Genomic DNA, 16,452 nt, shown 5'->3' on the forward strand with positions numbered 1-16,452 from the left:
GAAACAAAACTCATGTCCAAAATAGAACGAGACGAAAACCGAGAAGAACGCATCATCATGGAAGTTGTAGTCGATGCATACGACGAAGATGAACGCGCAATGGGATGGTACTACTACCTCGCTGAAAACATGAACTTCCCCTTTAAAGCCAAATGGATAACCCGCAAACGTCCCGAAGGAAGGGATGTTGAAGTTGTAGAAATGTCCCCAGGAGATGATTGTTCTCACGATATGTTTGTCGAAGTGCGATACCAAGAGGGAACCGTTGACGATATTTTTACCGCACGTCTATCGGAAATTAAACCCATTGACGTTGACGAAGAAACAGCCCAAATCATAGCCGATTGGCATTATTGGGTAGCAATGGGATACGAATTTTAGTCACAAAACCAGTTATTTTCTGCTGTTTGCGTAAAACTATTGGGTAGTACGATACTCCGCAGGAGTAGTCTAAGCGCAGCAAGCAGACCATCGTGCAATGCTTTAAGGGTGGCAATTACGGCTAGCGCCGCACTACGTGAAGGCATCTCTTAAGCCTTTTACGCCTGTGATATAATAGTAGGCTGGATAGAGTAAATTATTTTGTGATTGTGATGAGTTACTGTCAAAGGTAATAAAAGATAATTTGCATAGTGAAATCGATAGTAGGGAAATAAATTTTCGCACCAACTTCCTTATTTGCCCTTGAGGTTTATACATATATTTATGGTTTAACTTAACAGCGAGATAAAAATTATGAATATTCAGTTAAAACCTGAACAGGAAAAAATCATTCAAGTACAAATTCAAAGTGGTAAATATCACTCGGCTGAAGAAATCGTTGATGTAGCGTTTAAATTGTTTGATAAATTGCAATCTGAATATGCTGAATGGATAGAAGAAACCCGTCAAAAAGTGGATGTTGCAGTTGCAGAACTTGACCGTGGTGAAGGGTTAGATGGGGAAACTGTGATAGGAGAAATACTAAATAGATTTAAAAGGGCGCGTCAAGAAAAAGAATGAGTAATTTGATTATTTCACCATCTGCAAGTAGGGATTTAAACCAGATTGCAGATTATTTTTTGGAGGTCAATATTGAAGCTGGAGAAAAACTGTTTCGAGAATTTAATAAAAAGTGCCAGAAGTTAGCCATGTTTCCGAATATGGGACGCAGTTACTCTCAGATTAGAGACGATTTGCGTGGCTTACCGCTAGATGGATATATTGTTTTGTATAAGGTTATTGATGATGGTATTGAGATTTTACGAATAGTTAGTGGTCGTCAAGATTTAGAATCTTTGTTTGCTGATGGTTAATTTCAGCATTGTTGATTTTCCACTGCACTATCATGCTTTGAGGGTGGAAATTACGGCATCTGTTAAGCCTTTGACACCTGTGATATTCATATTTTCATAAGGGTGATTCTCGTTCCGAGACGTTACGCGATCGCACGGAGCGTCCAGAGGCGATCGCATCTCAATATTTTCAGATATTCGCCAGTTTCTATGTACTAAATTGCAGCATCATACCAATCACCCAATAACCATATTACGATAATTGAAAGGCTTGAATCATAATTTCATTCAGCTTTTGTATGTGCTTAGTTGTTAGCTGACCTAAGCGTCTTACTACTAAAAGACGATTTAAGGTAGCAAGTCTCGTGACTCTCACTTTAGAAGAAATACGTAACCCCGTTGTGACAAAATCAGGATCGGAGTCTATTATTGCGAATTCTTCCGATGTTAAATTGTTAACATTCTGAGATGAGATAAAGCAAAGAGTAATTTCATCTTTTGCCAAATCTACCCACAGTATCACCGCAGGACGCAATTTTGTTTGACTTAAATCTGTGAAGGGAAATTGAGTTAAAACAATATCACCTTTGCTTAAGGTCATCAAACTGGTTCTCCATCTTCGGTGGTATAAATATCAGGTTCGTCATACAAGAAATCTAAAGCTCCACCTTTTTCTGCGAGGTGCATCAGTTCCAGGGTTGAAGGGTGACTGACATCGCTAAACAATTGTTTTTCAAGTAAGGCTTGCTCTGTTGCAGAAAGTGAACGGATAATTTGTACTAAAGTATCAACTAATTGAGTATTCACGGCTTTAAGTATTTTTGGGTTGTTCACACTATTTTTGATTTTATCCTCTTGTATTTTAAGATTGCCTGGTATTTTAATTTTACATTTCCCCATCTTCCACTGCGCCTAATGCTTTGAGGGTGGAAATTTCGGCATCGGTTAAGCCTTTGACACCTGTGATGTTCATATTTTCATAAGGGCGATCGCATAATTCTACTCCACGCGATCGCACCTAATATATTAATCATAATTCCTATTTACTTTACATTTCCCCATCTTCCACAGCACCTAATGCTTTGAGGGTGGAAATTTCAGCATCGGTTAAACCTTTGACACCTGTGATATTCATATTTTCATAAGGGCGATCGCTTAAAATTTTGATGCACTCTCCTGTTTCAATGTTCCATAATTTAATTGTGCCATTACTGTTTCCACTAACAAGAATTTTACCATCAACACTAAAGGCAACTGAACGAACTCTAGTTACACCTGCGTAAAAGGTCTTCATACACTGACCAGTACGAATATCCCATAACTTGATCATTCTGTCATAACTTCCACTGGCAACAATTTGACCACTAGGGCTGAAAGTGACTGAACATAATGCATCGCTGTGTCCTTGCAAAGTACTTATACATTTACCTGTTTGGGTATCCCAAAGCTTTACTGTTCTGTCATCACTTCCACTGGCAACAATTTGACCATCTGGACTGAAACTAACTGACCATACCTCATTTGTATGTCCCTCTAAAGTGATATAACATTTACCTGTAGATATATTCCAAAGCTTCACCGTGTGGTCATTACTTCCACTGGCAAGGGTTTGTCCATCAGGACTAAAAGCAACTGACATTATATCATCAGTGTGAGATTGCAAAATATTTAAACAGTCACCTGTAGATATATTCCAGAGCTTTATCGTGTGGTCACTACTCCCACTAGCAAGGTTTTTTCCATCGCGGCTAAAAGAAATTGACTTGATGCGATTAGTGTGTGCCTGTAATATTTTTACACATTTACCACTGACAGTATCCCATAATCTCACTGTACCGTCATGACTTCCACTAGCAAGAGTCAGACTATCTGAACTAAAAGTAACTGAGCATACTGTACCAGTGTGCCCTTGTAAACTTTTTAAACATTCACCTGTAGATATATTCCAGAGCTTTACTGTGTGGTCAAAACTTCCACTGGCAATGGTTTGACCGTTAGGACTGATAGAAACGGACAATATACCACGAGTATATCCTTGCAAAGTTTTCAAACATTCACCAGTAAGAGTATCCCAGATTTTCACAGTATGGTCGCTACTTCCACTGGCAATGGTTTTACCATCAGGGCTGAAACTAAGAGAGGATACACTACTGCTAGTATGCCCCCGCAAAGTATTCACACATTCACCAGTACGGATATCCCAAAGTTCCACCTTATTATCTCTAGCTCTACCCCCACTAACAAGGGTACTACCATCAGGACTAAAACTCACTGCAAATACAATTTCAATATTTCCTTTTAGGGTTTTGAAGCATTGACTTGCACAAACATCCCAAAGCTTCATCGTACCGTCAAAACTCCCAGTAGCTAGGGTTGTACCATCAGAACTGAAAATGACTGACCATACAATATCAATGTGGTCTTCTAAGGTTTTGCTTAATTGACCTGTACTAACCGACCAAAGTTTGACTTTACAGTCATCACCGCCACTAGCGAGAGTTTTTCCATCTGGACTAAAAGCTGTTGACCTGATACTAGCAGTATGACTCAGTAAAATTTTGACACATTCACCAGTTTGAGTATCCCAGAGCCTCACTGTTTGGTCTCTACTCCCACTGGCAACTAACTGTCCGTTGGGGCTAAATGCCACTGAATTTATCCAATCGATATGCCCTTGCAAGCTTTTATGACATTTACCAGTACCTATATCCCAAATTTTTACTGTGTTATCAGCACTTCCACTGACAAGAGTCTTACCATCGGGACTAAAAGCTACTTGTCCTATCCAATTCTTATGTCCTATAAAGGTTGTAAGTTCTTTTCCACTAGCAGTTTCCCACAAGTGAACCACACCAAAAACATCACCTGTAGCTAAAAGTTTTCCATTTGGGCTAAATGCAACCGAAATAACCATTCCCAAGGTTGTTGTAAAAATACAGCCACATAAATTTGCCACACAAAAATTCACCCCTCGCAAACTTGCTAGAGTAAAATCCGCTTCCTTAATCACTGCACCCGATAAATCTCTTCTTTCTAACGCAGCTTTATCAACCTTCACAGCCAAAGTCGCGGCATTCCCCCCAACATAACCAACCTCATCCTCACTCCTTCCCCTCGTTCCCTCAATAACCTTAATAATCGCTTCTTTCTTCTCCCCATCAACCATCGGCAACAGCAAATCCATCACAGCTTTTGTTAATTGCGATCGCCCAAAAGTCTCCCTTAAATTCTCCAACGATTCGCTAACAAAACTCCGCAACGGCAACCTTTGCCCATTTCGCCGAAAATAGGACGACCAAGTATAATCCTCTCCCACATCACCAACAACTTCCCCCCGTGCCAACTCAGTAAAATCCTCAGCTAACACACCCAACTCAGCCGCAAATTTATACGCGACAAAAAACTCTAACAATGACCGATGTGCTGGAGTGTAATCCCCATCAGCATTACGAATCAGCATTGTTTGCCCCATCATGTCATAATGCCAGTGGTCGAGGTCTTTTTCTTCAATGCCAAATAACTGCCGAATGCGATCGGGGAAAAACTTATAATTCAAGCTCATCTGATCAGTTGAAAGCATCTCCCAAGACAACTCGCACAGGAAATACAACTTATCAGCCAAAGATGTAAAAGTGCGATCGCTCTTTATATCCCGCTCCATTTTATGCCGCACTGCATACAAATACACCCGCGACATATCCACGGGTTTCCCCGCTTCGATATCTGGTAACGCTTCCAAAATTAACTCCGTCATCACCGGACGACGGGCTAAATCCAATAATTGCGGGTTCCCCATCACCATTTCCACGGTTGCTGGTGCAGCTTGGAACGATAACACCTGCTGAATTTGCTCGTCTTTAAATTTCTCCAGTTCCAACACCTCAAACTGCGGTGTTTCCCCCGTCAAATCCTTGGTGGATGCTTGCAACTCTGCGTTTAATAAAGCCCGTCCTTCCTGTGCTTCGGGGAAATGTTCGGTACGACAAGTGAGAATCACCTTGGCTCCAGGAACCACAACTTTCGCCAATTCCCAAAAGTTGTTTATCATCTCCTGTTTATCAACTTTTGCCGCCATTTCATCGAAACCATCGAAAATTAGCAGCAATTTACCCATGCGGTTGAGTTGGATAAAAGCGTCGTAATGGGGCAGGGGAATTTTATACTGGCGAAAGAAAAATTCGGAAAATAGGGATTCCACGCTTACCGCTTTGGCATAGTCCCGCAGGGGAATCACCAAAGGTAAGCGAGGCAATTCCGTACCCCGTTTTTGGGCATCGCGGTATCGCTGCAATGTTACCCAAGCGTAATGCAAAGCAAACCAAGTTTTCCCCGTACCGAATTCACCGAGTATAGAAATATGCTCCTTCACCGGGTCATCGAGCCAGCGATCAATATATCCATCAATCCAGCCATCCTGCTCATCGTAACGACTGACGGCAATTTGGCGTTTGCTAACGGGGTCAATTTCTTCTTTGCTACAAGCAAGAGGCACATACTTGGTATCAATATTGCGGTGTTTTATCTCCGCTTCCAACCAATCGAGATAGCCGCTAAAGTCGGCATCCTGCGCCAAAAGTTCATCGAAAGTGTAACAACCCAGGTGGCGATTTTCCTCCTTTTCCATCTCATCCCGTGCGACTCTGGAAACACGACGGGCTGTTACTAACCAACCACCATCAGTTCGTTGTTGTTCTACTGATTGACGTAAAGCCTTGACATCAGCGAATCCTGCTTCCCCAGCAATCCCACGTATTAGAAAACGCTCATAGCGGTTGCGCCAGATTTGGATATTTACAATCCACTCAAAATAGCTATCTTGCCATACTTCATACTTTTCAAACCGATAGCCCAAGGTTTCAAACCAACCACGCATTTGTTGGGCTAATGCGTTAGCCTTACAATTATTCTCGGTAGCAGTAGTCCCTGGCAATAAGGGATAATTTTCTCCTGCTAGCCGAGCAATTTCGGTACGAATTCCTTCTAAATTTGGCAATCTGCTCAGTTGTTCCTGAATACTAGCAATGCGTTTATGTAATGAACCAAGTTGATGGCTCATCAAGACATCACCAGGAGTGCGACTGCGTTTGGCTACCTCAATAAAAACAGTGGCAAACTCAGCCACTTCCCGTCTCACATCTAGCCCTAAGCTGCGGACTTCATCACCTAAACTATAACCATCGAGAAATGTATCGACTTCCGAAAGCAAAATTGAAGGGTTATTATGGTCAAATGCTTTACGAAAAGCCTGTTTTACCTCTTCATGACGGAAAATTTCCAGCAATTGCCTGGGTTTACCAACGCCATATTCCACCAAAGCATAGGCATAAACCCCGCTAAAATCCGCTGGTGGATGTTCGGGTTCGAGCTTAAACTGCTGTAATAGCTTGATTACAGTCTCATTGCGTTGAATTTTGTCCTTGAGAATAGGACTAGCAAAACCAGCGATCGCACTAATGATTTCGTTTAGAGGCATTGGTCACACAGGGTTTCGGTATAAAAGTCTGTATAAAGCCTGTAATTACATTTATGGTAGCGTGTCGTGGGTGAAAATGCGTGGGAGGTTCTCTACGTGAAGATGTATGATAATCGAAGATTGTGTCTAGTTAGTCACCTCCCACTAATACTTAAATGATTACAGTTACACCAGAGGAAATTACTCAGTTTCGCAGCCAGTTTGCGGATAATCCAGAAGCCTTAGCTGCTTTGGATGCGATCGCAGAGTGCAATGGTTCCGTAGAAGATGCTATCCCAATTGTTTTTATGGGGGAAAGCGTGCTGGAAGCAGACATAAATTTAAAAGATTGGCTGGAAAAATGTCGTCAGTTTATTTGTCAAGAAGAAGTTAGAGATGCTTTGGAATCTGGTTTAATTGCTCCAGTTGTCGAACCATTGGCGATGAGTACTGGTATTCCTGCTGGTACGGCAACTGCGTTAAGTATTTTAGTATTTAAGTTGGGGGCAAAGAAATTTTGTCATACACCTGAATCTGGTGTTTAAAGTTCAGAAGCATTAAAACCACTCCACTAAAAACTAACAAGGTCGATGTTGTGAATTAATGGAACACAGTAAAATATTTTCTATCATGCTTGAAATAAAGTGATTTTTCCAATGAACGATAAATCGCCCTTAGATAATCATCCCAAAACAAAATTTGTTGCTCATCTGCCAGATTTAATTACGGAAGAAGATTATCTTGCAAACCCTCAACAAAAAAAAATCCGCGTACAAATTAATATTAATAACGAAGGTGTCGATGTATTAGGTGATAGTATGTATGCCCATCTCATTGAAAGTTTAATGACGCAACTAGGTGCAGAAGAAGTTGAAAGGATGCTATGTGGATAAATTTACTAATCAGCCTAAATCAGTGACTAAATTTATTTGATTGTTTGTAAATTTTTTTTGTAAATTTTGTTAATACTTGAGAATTTGCTAATTAGATGCAAGAAAATTCAAAAAGTGATTTAAAAAGTGATTTAAAGACCCTATTTGAACAGGGCTTAACTGTCGCCACGGATCCAATCAATAATACAGCAATTCAAACTGGAGGTAAGGCAATAACCACCTTGACTTCTTACTGGTTGCACCAACGCTGTCCGGTCTGCTCTCATACTTTTAGATTGGGAGACGAAGTAGAGATTGCAGAGGATGGAATAGTTCGTCATGATAGCGTCTTATTACCCTGTAGTCAAAATCGTGGCGAGAATTTGGGTCATTTTGAGGAAGCATCAGCTTTTTTTATGGGGTTGGATGCAGCTTGTCCTCCTCCGGGAAATATACCTATTGTGAGATTGGATGTCGGTCATCACTTACTAAATCCACCATTGGCTGGTTTTAAAAGACACACTTGCGCCGTGTGTAGTCACACTTTTCGGCAAAATGATCGCGTAGTTATTTGCCCTTGTAGTCCCCATCAACCTTTATGTAAAATAGCTGTTCATCGAGATTTAATGCACGGTCTTAATTGCTTGGAAGCTTGGAACCCAGGACTTAACGGACGACTTAATCAACCAATTTACTGCCCTGTGACATCAAGGAAACTTTATGAGTAGTCGTTTCGCTCGGCATGAATTAATACCGGGTTGGAACCAGCAACAACTGGCAGATGCAAGGGTTATTATTGTTGGGATGGGGGCTTTAGGTAATGAAGTTGCTAGAATTTTGGCAATGTCTGGGGTTGGTCGCTTGCTTTTGTGCGATCCAGATCGAATCGAAGAATCTAATTTGAGTAGAACGCTGTTGTTTCGTCAGTCTGATATTGGTAATTTTAAGGTAGAAGCGGCGGCAGCAGCTTTAAAAGAATTTAACCCTGATATTCGAGTCAAAACGCGATCGCTCTCCTTGATTCATGGGGTAGGATTGGGGGAAATCCGAGATGCCAATTTAGTAATTAGCTGTTTAGATAGTCGTTTGGCTCGTTTGCAATTAACAGGTCGTTGTAATTTAGTTAAAGCACCTTATATTGATGGGGGAACTCATCCTTGGGGAGGAGAAGTTAGACCCTACTTAGAACCAGATGGAGCTTGTTATGGATGTAGTCTGACACCGGAAGAACGCAGTATTGCAGACATACCTTGGAGTTGCCTAGATACTAGATCAGAGCAATCCGTGGGAGCGGCAGTACCATCATCAGCTTTAGTGGGAACCTGGATGGGAACAATAGCTGTAAGTTTTCTCATGCATCAAAATTGTCCCAGCGGCACTTTAAAAATTGATAGTTCTAGGGGAACGACGGTAATTATCCCCCAATTCCGAGATTCTGAATGTCCTTTACACTCGTCGATTGATAGCGTTACTAAGATTGACGTTAGTTCGCAAGATACGATCAAAAAGCTACGTAGCCAACTTCCCCAATCGGCAGTTGCTTTAACTTGGGAACCAGTACAAAGTTCGGTTGAATGCACTAATTGTCACTTTCAGGAAATACGATGGGGACTTCCTGCTGTAGATTCCTGTCCGCTGTGTCAAAGCCCTTTAAGATCAAGAACAACAGTCGAGTTAGATAATGCTCCTGATTGTATGAAACTTGCAGACTTAGGAATTCCTCCCCGTGAAATTTTGGCAACGAGGATGGGTAATGATTGGGAGTGGTTCGAGCTAAAAAATTCTGAGCAAGGTGACTGGTGATACAATTTTGCCTGAAACACCAAATGACTCAAATACAAAAACCAGTAACTATGACCGTTCAATTATCTACACCTGATTTTCAACGCATCATCAAGATAGTTTCTAATTTACCCGGGTTTGGCACTACCGTGTATGAGCGTCGTCGTTTCGTCGAAGGTGCTTTCGGAGGTGAAGCTAAAGCTAATACCATTTTAGTTCAATTAAATTTAGATGGTCTACCGATGAATGTGGCGGTAGAATTAGTAAATTTTCTTTGTAAATTTGGACAAGTCGCCTATGGCAAAGAAGCTTTAGGAGTTTTTCTTAATTATATTCAACTCTATACGGGGGAGGAAGATACTTCTTTTATTCAAGATGTATTTCAAAGATATCCTCTGGATACTCCAGCTAGTCCTAACAACTTAATTGATCGCTGGCGGGGAACTGATAATCTAGCTGATATTAAAGAAAAAATCATTGGCGAAGATACATTACGCCACATTAATATTCTAGAAATGGCACTTGATGCAGCTAGAGCTGTTGTGCTAATTGATGGCAATAAAAAAGGTACGGGTTTTATGATTAGCCCAAATTTATTGATGACCAATAATCATGTTATTGCCAGTCAAGAAGAAGCCCAAAAAGCTGAATATATTTTTAATTATCAATTAGATAAAAATGGTAAAGAAACTCCGATTACTATAGTTAACGCCTTAGCTAAGGGTGATTTTTATACAAATGCAAAATTAGATTTTACAGTTTTAACACTGAAGAATGTTCCTGATTTTGGCAATCATTTAAAACTCAAGAACCAACGAACACAGAAAGATAAACGAGTCGCAATTATTCAGCATCCTGGTGGACATTTAAAAAAAATCTCCATCCAAAATAATCTAGTTGCTTATGCTGATAATCAAGATGTGCAATATACCACTACCACTCTACCTGGTTCCTCTGGCTCGCCCGTGTTTGATGATGATTTTCAAGTGATTGCCATTCATCATAGTGGAGGAATGCTACTAGAGCCAAATACAACTACCAAATATTTACGCAATGGGGGTACAAGTATGATGGCTGTACTCAAAGATTTGCAGACGAATGCATCTGATATCTATGCACAGTTGCAAGGATAATTGAGGAATAACAAAAAGCAAAGCCTCTTACTGAAACAGGAGAGAATCCAAACAGAAGATAATATTGTTGAATCTCAAACTCCAATTGGTATGAACCCAACCCCAGAGGAAGCAATCCAACTACTACAAAAAGCCGCCCAATGCTACATGAAAGCAGGATGGTTAGCAGATGCATGTCGAGTGTGGGAACAACTAGGAGATTACCAACAAGCAGCGCAAATCTACGAACAACAAGAAAACTGGCAAAAAGCAGCCCAATGTTACGAACAAGCTCAAAATTGGGCAAAAGCAGCCGAGTGTTACCTAATTGGTGATGAACCGGAAGCAGCAGCCAATAGTTGGTTACAAGCCGGAGAAACCCTACAAGCAGCTTGGATATGGGCAGATAGTTTACAGCAGGTATACCGCACCAAAGAGGAATTAAGCAATTTTGTCATTCAAACAGAAATACAAGCATTAGAAATAGAACTAATCACCGCTCGTTGTCATGCAAGCAGTGGGAAAAAACGGGAAAGCGCTTTAATCCTGAGAGAACAACTAAACCAAATCCTGAAACTAGTTACCCCATCCAACAGACACTTATACACCTGGGGATTAAGAATAGCAGAAGTTATTCGCAGACCAGATTTAACAGCATTGATGTACGCCACAGGTTATAGAGCGAAGTTACCCAACGTCTGCAAAGAATGGGAAATATGGGCATTAAATACCCTGGGAGATGCAACAGGAATACCAAAAGAAGAAGCAGCAGAAGAAGAACCAAGCTACGAATTTGAAGTAGTTACCGTTAACCGTAAGGGAGAAATAATTAAGCGAGAATGGCACAAAGCCAGATATTTCACAGAAACCTTGGGAGAGGGGATTGAATTAGAAATGGTGTATATCCCAGGGGGAAACTTCATCATGGGTACACCAGATACGGAGAAAAAATCAAACTGGAGTCAAGGGAAGGAAGTACCTCAGCATCAAGTGGTAGTGCAAGCCTTTTACATGGGGAAATACCAAGTAACCCAAGCCCAATGGCAAGCAGTGGCGAAATTGCCGAAAATCGAGCGAGATTTAAATCCAGACCCATCTAGATTTAAAGGAGAGAATCGCCCAGTAGAGCGCGTATCTTGGTACGATGCAGTAGAATTTTGTGGGCGGTTATCAAAAGCAACGGGAAAGGAATACCGATTACCCAGCGAAGCCGAATGGGAATATGCATGTCGAGCCGGAACAAGCACACCATTTCACTATGGGGAGACAATAACCAGCAAACTAGAGAATTTCGCTGCAAGTAGCTACACCTACGCAGAGGAGCCAGCAGGGGAATATCGAAGAGAAACCACACCAGTAGGAAGTTTCCCCCCTAATGCCTTTGGCTTATACGACATGCATGGGAATGTGCGTGAATGGTGTGCAGACCCTTGGCATGAGAATTATGAAGGAGCGCCAAAGGATGGAAGTGTGTGGCGAGAGAATGGAGATGATAATCGTTCTATTCTGCGGGGCGGTTCGTGGAACTGCAGTTCTGGGAGTTGCCGCTCTGGGTACCGCTACGACTATGTTGCGCGCGACTTCATCCTCAATGATGTGGGTTTTCGTGTGGTGTGTGTGGTTGGGAGGACTTAGCCCTTTTTCTCTTCTTCCCCTCTTTGCCCTTTTGCCCATCTTTAAAAATTTTTTTTTGAAAAATGGGGTTCTGGACTCCAGGCAAGACTTATGACAAGATTTGTGATTTACTGGCATTAGTATTTAATTATTTATACCTTTCTACTTAACAAATCGAGGCGATGCTGAAATTAGATAGTAGTATTATTCAAGAGTTGGTAGAAATCCTGACACCTTATATGATTAACGATCGCGATCGCCATTCCTTGTTGATTGCGGCTTTGGGTAATAACGCAACTGTACTACAACAGATTACTTGGAGTGGTGCAGTCGCAACTTTCATTCCAGATATGGCGTACAAACTCGTGTCCTATGGGGAAATTGCACCGGGAAAACAAGCTCTTTGGGTACTGTTGGATTATGTGCGATCGCAACGAGTGGGTCTAGATGTGCAGCAACGTATCGATAAATTACTCGATCGGCTAACGGTGAGTCATCCTCCAGACCCTCAGCCAGTTATAAAGAATTTACAGTTTTTAATCAAAAATAAAATACTCCAAGAATTTGCAACTACTTGTAATAATCAAGAAAATGCAGATATGTTGTTAGACACAATTGATTTTCCCGGTCACTTGCGTCCGATGTTTCCCCAAACTGGTACAGCATTGGGTTATTGGCAAAGCATTTGTCGGCAGATTCAAAACGGTGTTTTACCTGGCGGAAATGATTTACAATTACTTGTGGATGCGGCTGCGGAGATTTTTCCAGCTAATTCAATTTTTCAGCAATATCGTAGTTAACACTTCTAAGTCAGAAACATTATTGAAAATATTTATGCTTAGTTCAATTTAAAATCTATTCAAAAAATTATGAATTACAGATGAGTTTAACGTTAAAGGATGTAATCAAAAATGGAATATTGAACCAATTGGCTGCCTCATGTAACGATAGAGCAACAGCTAATCTTATCCTGAATTTAATTGATTTTCCTGGTAATAGACAAATTGTTTTTCCGGATAACGGCAGAGTGCAAGATTATTGGATCCATATTTGTAATGAAATTCAATCTGGTGTTTTACCTGATGGAACAGATGGCTTTCAATCACTGGTGGATGCTGCTGCGGATATTTATCCTTCTAATCCAGTCTTTCGACAGCATCGTAGTGATTCAAACTCAAATGGCAACGATAGTAACCAACAAACAAGTGTTAACACCTCACAAACACAAACAGCAAGTAATAACAACTTATTCCGCATCTTAATCCAAGGTAGAGATGATGCGAACAATGTTCTTGCATCAGCAGGAGTTATCGCTCCGCAACAAAGCATATTACCCGAAAATATTGGGCTAAGATTTTCAGGGAAAGGTCTTGTTTTACTAGGACTGAGTGACTGTAGTTCTCAAGCAGTAGCATCTTTTGCTGCGAGACTGCAAACCATACTCCAATCTGGACAAAACCAGGTAGAGGTGAGTGTATTAACTGAAGACCCTCAACCTTATATTATTAGCCGTATATTTGTAGAAGGACCCGATCAAGCAAGGTTTGCAATTGAAGATATTAGTTCGGATACCACAATCGGAGAAGTGGCAAAAGGAGTAATGTCAGATGCCTACGACCCTAGAATGTTCCAAGATAGTAGGGGAAGAGAAAGACGGGTTGTAGTCGATCGCGTTAGCGAAGATGGTTCCACAGAACGTCTAAATTACGACCAAACCTTGCATGAAGCGAATATCCAAGAGGATGATACCCTGAGTGTTGCTCCAGAAGCTACTGCTGGCGCGATCGACCCCCGACTTAGACAAGAAGCTTTAGCCCGTGCGAAAAACCAAATTATGGCTTACGCTAAAGTTCATAAGGGTTTTCAGGTTTCTGCCGATAACCATTTAGCACCCACAGATTACTTGTTAAGATTTAATGCCCCAGGGTTTGCACCCCCAGCCATACCTGGAGGGGAACCCCAACCAATAGACGAACATGAAGTTTATCTGGCTTTGCCAGGTGGATTTCCCATGCAAGCACCCCAGGCTTTTTGGCAAACTCCCATATTTCATCCGAATATAGAACCCCAAAGGGGCTTAGTTTGTCTGGGAGATTTAGGCGATCGCTATCGTCCTGGGTTAGATTTTGGTAAGCTGTGCCAACTATTAATTGATATTGCTAGCTACCAGAATTACGCTGTGGAGGAAGGGTACAATAAGGAAGCCCAAGAATGGGTAATTTCTGAGCTAGGTCAAATTGCCATTGAACAGCGAGGTGGGCAGTCTGTCCTACGTAAATTAATCCATGAGGTGGAAACCCCTCCGAAACTTAACATCAAGCGCCTAAGCGAATGAAGGAACGGGATGACTATAGGATTGGACTATAGGATTGAATTATACCGAGGGGAAAACCGCAAATTCTTCGGAAGCATCCCATTTTTACCAATTGTGCGAGAGTCATTAGAACGCTTACTGGGACATTCTTTACTTTTAGAATCGATTCAAATTATTATCCTCCAAGTACCCGAAGAACCCTTATGGATGGAATCGCCAATTATAGAAAATTTGGTTCCTGAATTTGGGTATACTTACATCAGGGTGTATCAGGGAAACTTTCTTATTTACCAACATCCCCATCGCTTTTATGATGTTGTCACTCAAACTTTACAAACGACATTGAGCAATCAGTACCCAGAGGAAACTTGGTGGGGTTTTCGGGTTGATATACCGGGAATTCCCCAGATTGCAGCAGCTAATTTACAACCTCAAGCTTCAACCTTATATTCAAACTTATATTCAAAAACACAACTTTCAGAACGTTTACAATCAGAAAGTTTACAGATTCGTCAGCAACCACAGGAAGTAAAACCCAGTTTTAAAATTCGTCGTCTAGAGGAAGAAGAGCCTGCGATTAAAACCCTAGCTGATTTTGGCTCCATATCTGAGCCTACCCAACACATTGACGAATTTAATCCCAGAATTAACCAAACACCAGTCAAAATAGTTTTAACGCGATCGCTCTACGAAGAGTTATGTCATCAACGTCCCCTATCCCGTCAAGTGGAGGAAGGTGGCTTTTTGATTGGTAAAGTCTACCGAGATGGAGATGCAGAGGATACTTATTTACTACAGGTAACAAATGCCTTGACAGCCAATCATACAGGAGCCTCTTTTCTGCATTTAACTTTTACTGGCGATTCCTTTGTAGAAGTCAAGCGCACATTAAACCAAAACCATCCCGGAGAAAGGCTTTTAGGTTGGTATCACACCCATTTATTTCCAGCAACACAGAGTTTTGGCTTGTCTTCCATTGATGTGCATCTGCACTTTAGTACTTTTACCATCTCCTGGCAATTAGCAGGATTAATTAATATAGATGGTAACAAACGTACCTTGCGTTTTTATGCCCGTCAGGGAAATAAAATGGTTCTTTGTCCTTACTGGGTGATAGATGAGCGCGACTAATACAGCATTACAGGTCATAGAATGGGCAATGGTGAGTCAGGATGTCTCAGGTGTCCCACCCCAAGGTGATTTATCTGGGATAGAAAAGTTGGAACATCCATCTGCTAATCTGGTTGCAGCCATAGGGCAACTAACCACCGTTACTGCTGCTCGATTGCGGTGGAAAATGCCCCCTTTAGGAGATAATCGTCCGCTAGGTTTGGATAATACAATTTTGGCAGCAGCTCTAGGTACTCCTAATCCTCAAATAGCCCGCACCCTAATCAGCGCAGTTGCTGAACCATCTTGTTTTGGGGATTGGGTATTCCGCTATGGTTTAATTACTCCTGCGTTACCATTTCTAAAAGACGATATTGCCGATGATTGCCGACAGCGATCGCCATTAACCGCCATTTTAAATCGACCAGTTCCAGGACAAGAAAATCAAGCTGTTCATTTTGTGACGCAGCTTTTAGTTTACCCTTCAGCGAAATTATCCCTGACCCTATATTTAGCACAACCAATCTCAGATACTAAAATACGCGATTGGCGAACAGAACTACTCGAACGTCTGCGGTTTGGCAAAGCAGAAATACAAAGCTTTGTAATTGATGTATATGAAGCTGCAATGATTTATCATCAACAGGAAGTAATTAATCAAACAAAAGATGCCTATGGTGTAATTTGCAACCCAAAAGCGGCAAGTGATGAAGAACGTTTGCGAGATGCTCTGTCAGTTGCGAATTGGTGGAAACCTTTATGGGCAATTGAACGAGCAGACATCAATCAACTGCGTCAGCGTCGCTATCTTAGTTATGATTATCGTGAAGGAATTAAATTATTTAATTTGTCTCAGAAAATGTTAGGTAGTATCTAGTATTTACATGCATATAAATACATTTATATTCAGTTCGTAGTTACG

The 16,452-nt window shown here is 41.3% G+C and carries 18 protein-coding genes; 13 read left to right on the forward strand and 5 right to left on the reverse strand.

What is annotated here, in order from left to right; translation table 11 throughout:
* Positions 1 to 12: 12 nt before the first annotated feature.
* From CAL6303_RS11105 to CAL6303_RS11115, 3 genes are all read left to right on the forward strand, one after another.
* Entirely contained in the window at positions 13 to 381 is a 369-nt protein-coding gene (locus tag CAL6303_RS11105; RefSeq protein WP_015197944.1) for a calcium-binding protein, read from the forward strand.
* Between the two features lie 354 nt (positions 382 to 735).
* Positions 736 to 1,002, forward strand: coding sequence for a type II toxin-antitoxin system ParD family antitoxin (locus CAL6303_RS11110; RefSeq protein WP_015197945.1), 267 nt, complete (start codon positions 736 to 738; stop codon positions 1,000 to 1,002).
* Positions 999 to 1,295 (forward strand): type II toxin-antitoxin system RelE/ParE family toxin, encoded by a 297-nt coding sequence (locus CAL6303_RS11115; protein ID WP_015197946.1) that lies wholly within the window; start codon positions 999 to 1,001, stop codon positions 1,293 to 1,295. Before CAL6303_RS11110 ends, CAL6303_RS11115 begins: the two co-directional genes overlap by 4 nt.
* 30 nt (positions 1,296 to 1,325) lie before the next feature.
* Here CAL6303_RS11115 and CAL6303_RS31435 read toward each other — a convergent pair whose 3' ends face one another.
* The 5 genes from CAL6303_RS31435 to CAL6303_RS11130 form a co-directional block, all read right to left on the reverse strand.
* Entirely contained in the window at positions 1,326 to 1,454 is a 129-nt protein-coding gene (locus tag CAL6303_RS31435; protein ID WP_255348455.1) for a hypothetical protein, read from the reverse strand.
* Between the two features lie 73 nt (positions 1,455 to 1,527).
* Positions 1,528 to 1,875 (reverse strand): type II toxin-antitoxin system PemK/MazF family toxin, encoded by a 348-nt coding sequence (locus CAL6303_RS11120; protein ID WP_015197947.1) that lies wholly within the window; start codon positions 1,873 to 1,875, stop codon positions 1,528 to 1,530.
* A complete protein-coding gene (locus CAL6303_RS11125; RefSeq protein ID WP_041740434.1) occupies positions 1,875 to 2,081 on the reverse strand; it encodes a hypothetical protein in 207 nt (68 codons plus the stop codon). Before CAL6303_RS11125 ends, CAL6303_RS11120 begins: the two co-directional genes overlap by 1 nt.
* 79 nt (positions 2,082 to 2,160) lie before the next feature.
* Positions 2,161 to 2,292 carry a hypothetical protein gene (locus tag CAL6303_RS31440; protein WP_015197949.1) on the reverse strand — a complete coding sequence of 44 codons (132 nt, stop codon included), beginning with the start codon at positions 2,290 to 2,292 and terminating at the stop codon, positions 2,161 to 2,163.
* A gap of 30 nt (positions 2,293 to 2,322) precedes the next feature.
* Complete coding sequence (locus tag CAL6303_RS11130) at positions 2,323 to 6,747, reverse strand: NACHT and WD40 repeat domain-containing protein (protein WP_015197950.1); 4,425 nt, start codon at positions 6,745 to 6,747, stop codon at positions 2,323 to 2,325.
* Positions 6,748 to 6,902: 155 nt separating this feature from the next.
* Between CAL6303_RS11130 and CAL6303_RS11135 the strand changes: the two genes are divergently transcribed.
* The 10 genes from CAL6303_RS11135 (at position 6,903) to CAL6303_RS11180 (ending at position 16,407) form a co-directional block, all read left to right on the forward strand.
* Positions 6,903 to 7,271, forward strand: a complete 369-nt coding sequence (locus CAL6303_RS11135) for a hypothetical protein (protein WP_015197951.1) — start codon at positions 6,903 to 6,905, stop codon at positions 7,269 to 7,271.
* A 111-nt stretch (positions 7,272 to 7,382) separates the two neighbouring features.
* A complete protein-coding gene (locus tag CAL6303_RS11140) occupies positions 7,383 to 7,619 on the forward strand; it encodes a radical SAM-modified peptide, FtsH ternary system-associated (protein ID WP_015197952.1) in 237 nt (78 codons plus the stop codon).
* A 95-nt stretch (positions 7,620 to 7,714) separates the two neighbouring features.
* A complete protein-coding gene (locus CAL6303_RS11145) occupies positions 7,715 to 8,326 on the forward strand; it encodes a hypothetical protein (protein ID WP_015197953.1) in 612 nt (203 codons plus the stop codon).
* The gene (locus CAL6303_RS11150; protein WP_015197954.1) at positions 8,319 to 9,401 is read left to right on the forward strand and encodes a HesA/MoeB/ThiF family protein; all 1,083 of its coding nucleotides are present in this window, start codon (positions 8,319 to 8,321) and stop codon (positions 9,399 to 9,401) included. The genes CAL6303_RS11145 and CAL6303_RS11150 overlap by 8 nt, the downstream gene beginning before the upstream one ends.
* 23 nt (positions 9,402 to 9,424) lie before the next feature.
* Positions 9,425 to 10,513, forward strand: coding sequence for a trypsin-like peptidase domain-containing protein (locus tag CAL6303_RS11155; RefSeq protein ID WP_015197955.1), 1,089 nt, complete (start codon positions 9,425 to 9,427; stop codon positions 10,511 to 10,513).
* A 90-nt stretch (positions 10,514 to 10,603) separates the two neighbouring features.
* Complete coding sequence (locus CAL6303_RS28445) at positions 10,604 to 12,127, forward strand: SUMF1/EgtB/PvdO family nonheme iron enzyme (RefSeq protein WP_083866368.1); 1,524 nt, start codon at positions 10,604 to 10,606, stop codon at positions 12,125 to 12,127.
* Between the two features lie 161 nt (positions 12,128 to 12,288).
* Entirely contained in the window at positions 12,289 to 12,906 is a 618-nt protein-coding gene (locus CAL6303_RS11165) for an effector-associated domain EAD1-containing protein (protein WP_015197957.1), read from the forward strand.
* An 80-nt stretch (positions 12,907 to 12,986) separates the two neighbouring features.
* Positions 12,987 to 14,441 (forward strand): effector-associated domain EAD1-containing protein, encoded by a 1,455-nt coding sequence (locus CAL6303_RS28450; RefSeq protein ID WP_015197958.1) that lies wholly within the window; start codon positions 12,987 to 12,989, stop codon positions 14,439 to 14,441.
* Positions 14,442 to 14,450: 9 nt separating this feature from the next.
* Complete coding sequence (locus CAL6303_RS11175; RefSeq protein ID WP_015197959.1) at positions 14,451 to 15,551, forward strand: JAB N-terminal domain-containing protein; 1,101 nt, start codon at positions 14,451 to 14,453, stop codon at positions 15,549 to 15,551.
* Positions 15,538 to 16,407 (forward strand): hypothetical protein, encoded by an 870-nt coding sequence (locus tag CAL6303_RS11180; protein WP_015197960.1) that lies wholly within the window; start codon positions 15,538 to 15,540, stop codon positions 16,405 to 16,407. Before CAL6303_RS11175 ends, CAL6303_RS11180 begins: the two co-directional genes overlap by 14 nt.
* Positions 16,408 to 16,452: the final 45 nt, after the last annotated feature.

The sequence above is a fragment of the Calothrix sp. PCC 6303 genome (assembly GCF_000317435.1).
In the GTDB taxonomy this organism is placed as follows: Bacteria; Cyanobacteriota; Cyanobacteriia; order Cyanobacteriales; family Nostocaceae; genus PCC-6303.

Coding starts and splice junctions, on each gene's coding strand:
- CAL6303_RS11120 (WP_015197947.1), bottom strand. CDS start 1,875: ATGACCTTAAGCAAAGGTGATATTGTTTTAACTCAATTTCCCTTCACA.
- CAL6303_RS11150 (WP_015197954.1), top strand. CDS start 8,319: ATGAGTAGTCGTTTCGCTCGGCATGAATTAATACCGGGTTGGAACCAG.
- CAL6303_RS11180 (WP_015197960.1), top strand. CDS start 15,538: ATGAGCGCGACTAATACAGCATTACAGGTCATAGAATGGGCAATGGTG.
- CAL6303_RS11135 (WP_015197951.1), top strand. CDS start 6,903: ATGATTACAGTTACACCAGAGGAAATTACTCAGTTTCGCAGCCAGTTT.
- CAL6303_RS11115 (WP_015197946.1), top strand. CDS start 999: ATGAGTAATTTGATTATTTCACCATCTGCAAGTAGGGATTTAAACCAG.
- CAL6303_RS11165 (WP_015197957.1), top strand. CDS start 12,289: ATGCTGAAATTAGATAGTAGTATTATTCAAGAGTTGGTAGAAATCCTG.
- CAL6303_RS11140 (WP_015197952.1), top strand. CDS start 7,383: ATGAACGATAAATCGCCCTTAGATAATCATCCCAAAACAAAATTTGTT.
- CAL6303_RS11130 (WP_015197950.1), bottom strand. CDS start 6,747: ATGCCTCTAAACGAAATCATTAGTGCGATCGCTGGTTTTGCTAGTCCT.
- CAL6303_RS11110 (WP_015197945.1), top strand. CDS start 736: ATGAATATTCAGTTAAAACCTGAACAGGAAAAAATCATTCAAGTACAA.
- CAL6303_RS11105 (WP_015197944.1), top strand. CDS start 13: ATGTCCAAAATAGAACGAGACGAAAACCGAGAAGAACGCATCATCATG.
- CAL6303_RS28450 (WP_015197958.1), top strand. CDS start 12,987: ATGAGTTTAACGTTAAAGGATGTAATCAAAAATGGAATATTGAACCAA.
- CAL6303_RS28445 (WP_083866368.1), top strand. CDS start 10,604: ATGAACCCAACCCCAGAGGAAGCAATCCAACTACTACAAAAAGCCGCC.
- CAL6303_RS11175 (WP_015197959.1), top strand. CDS start 14,451: ATGACTATAGGATTGGACTATAGGATTGAATTATACCGAGGGGAAAAC.
- CAL6303_RS11155 (WP_015197955.1), top strand. CDS start 9,425: ATGACTCAAATACAAAAACCAGTAACTATGACCGTTCAATTATCTACA.
- CAL6303_RS31435 (WP_255348455.1), bottom strand. CDS start 1,454: ATGCGATCGCCTCTGGACGCTCCGTGCGATCGCGTAACGTCTCGGAAC.
- CAL6303_RS11145 (WP_015197953.1), top strand. CDS start 7,715: ATGCAAGAAAATTCAAAAAGTGATTTAAAAAGTGATTTAAAGACCCTA.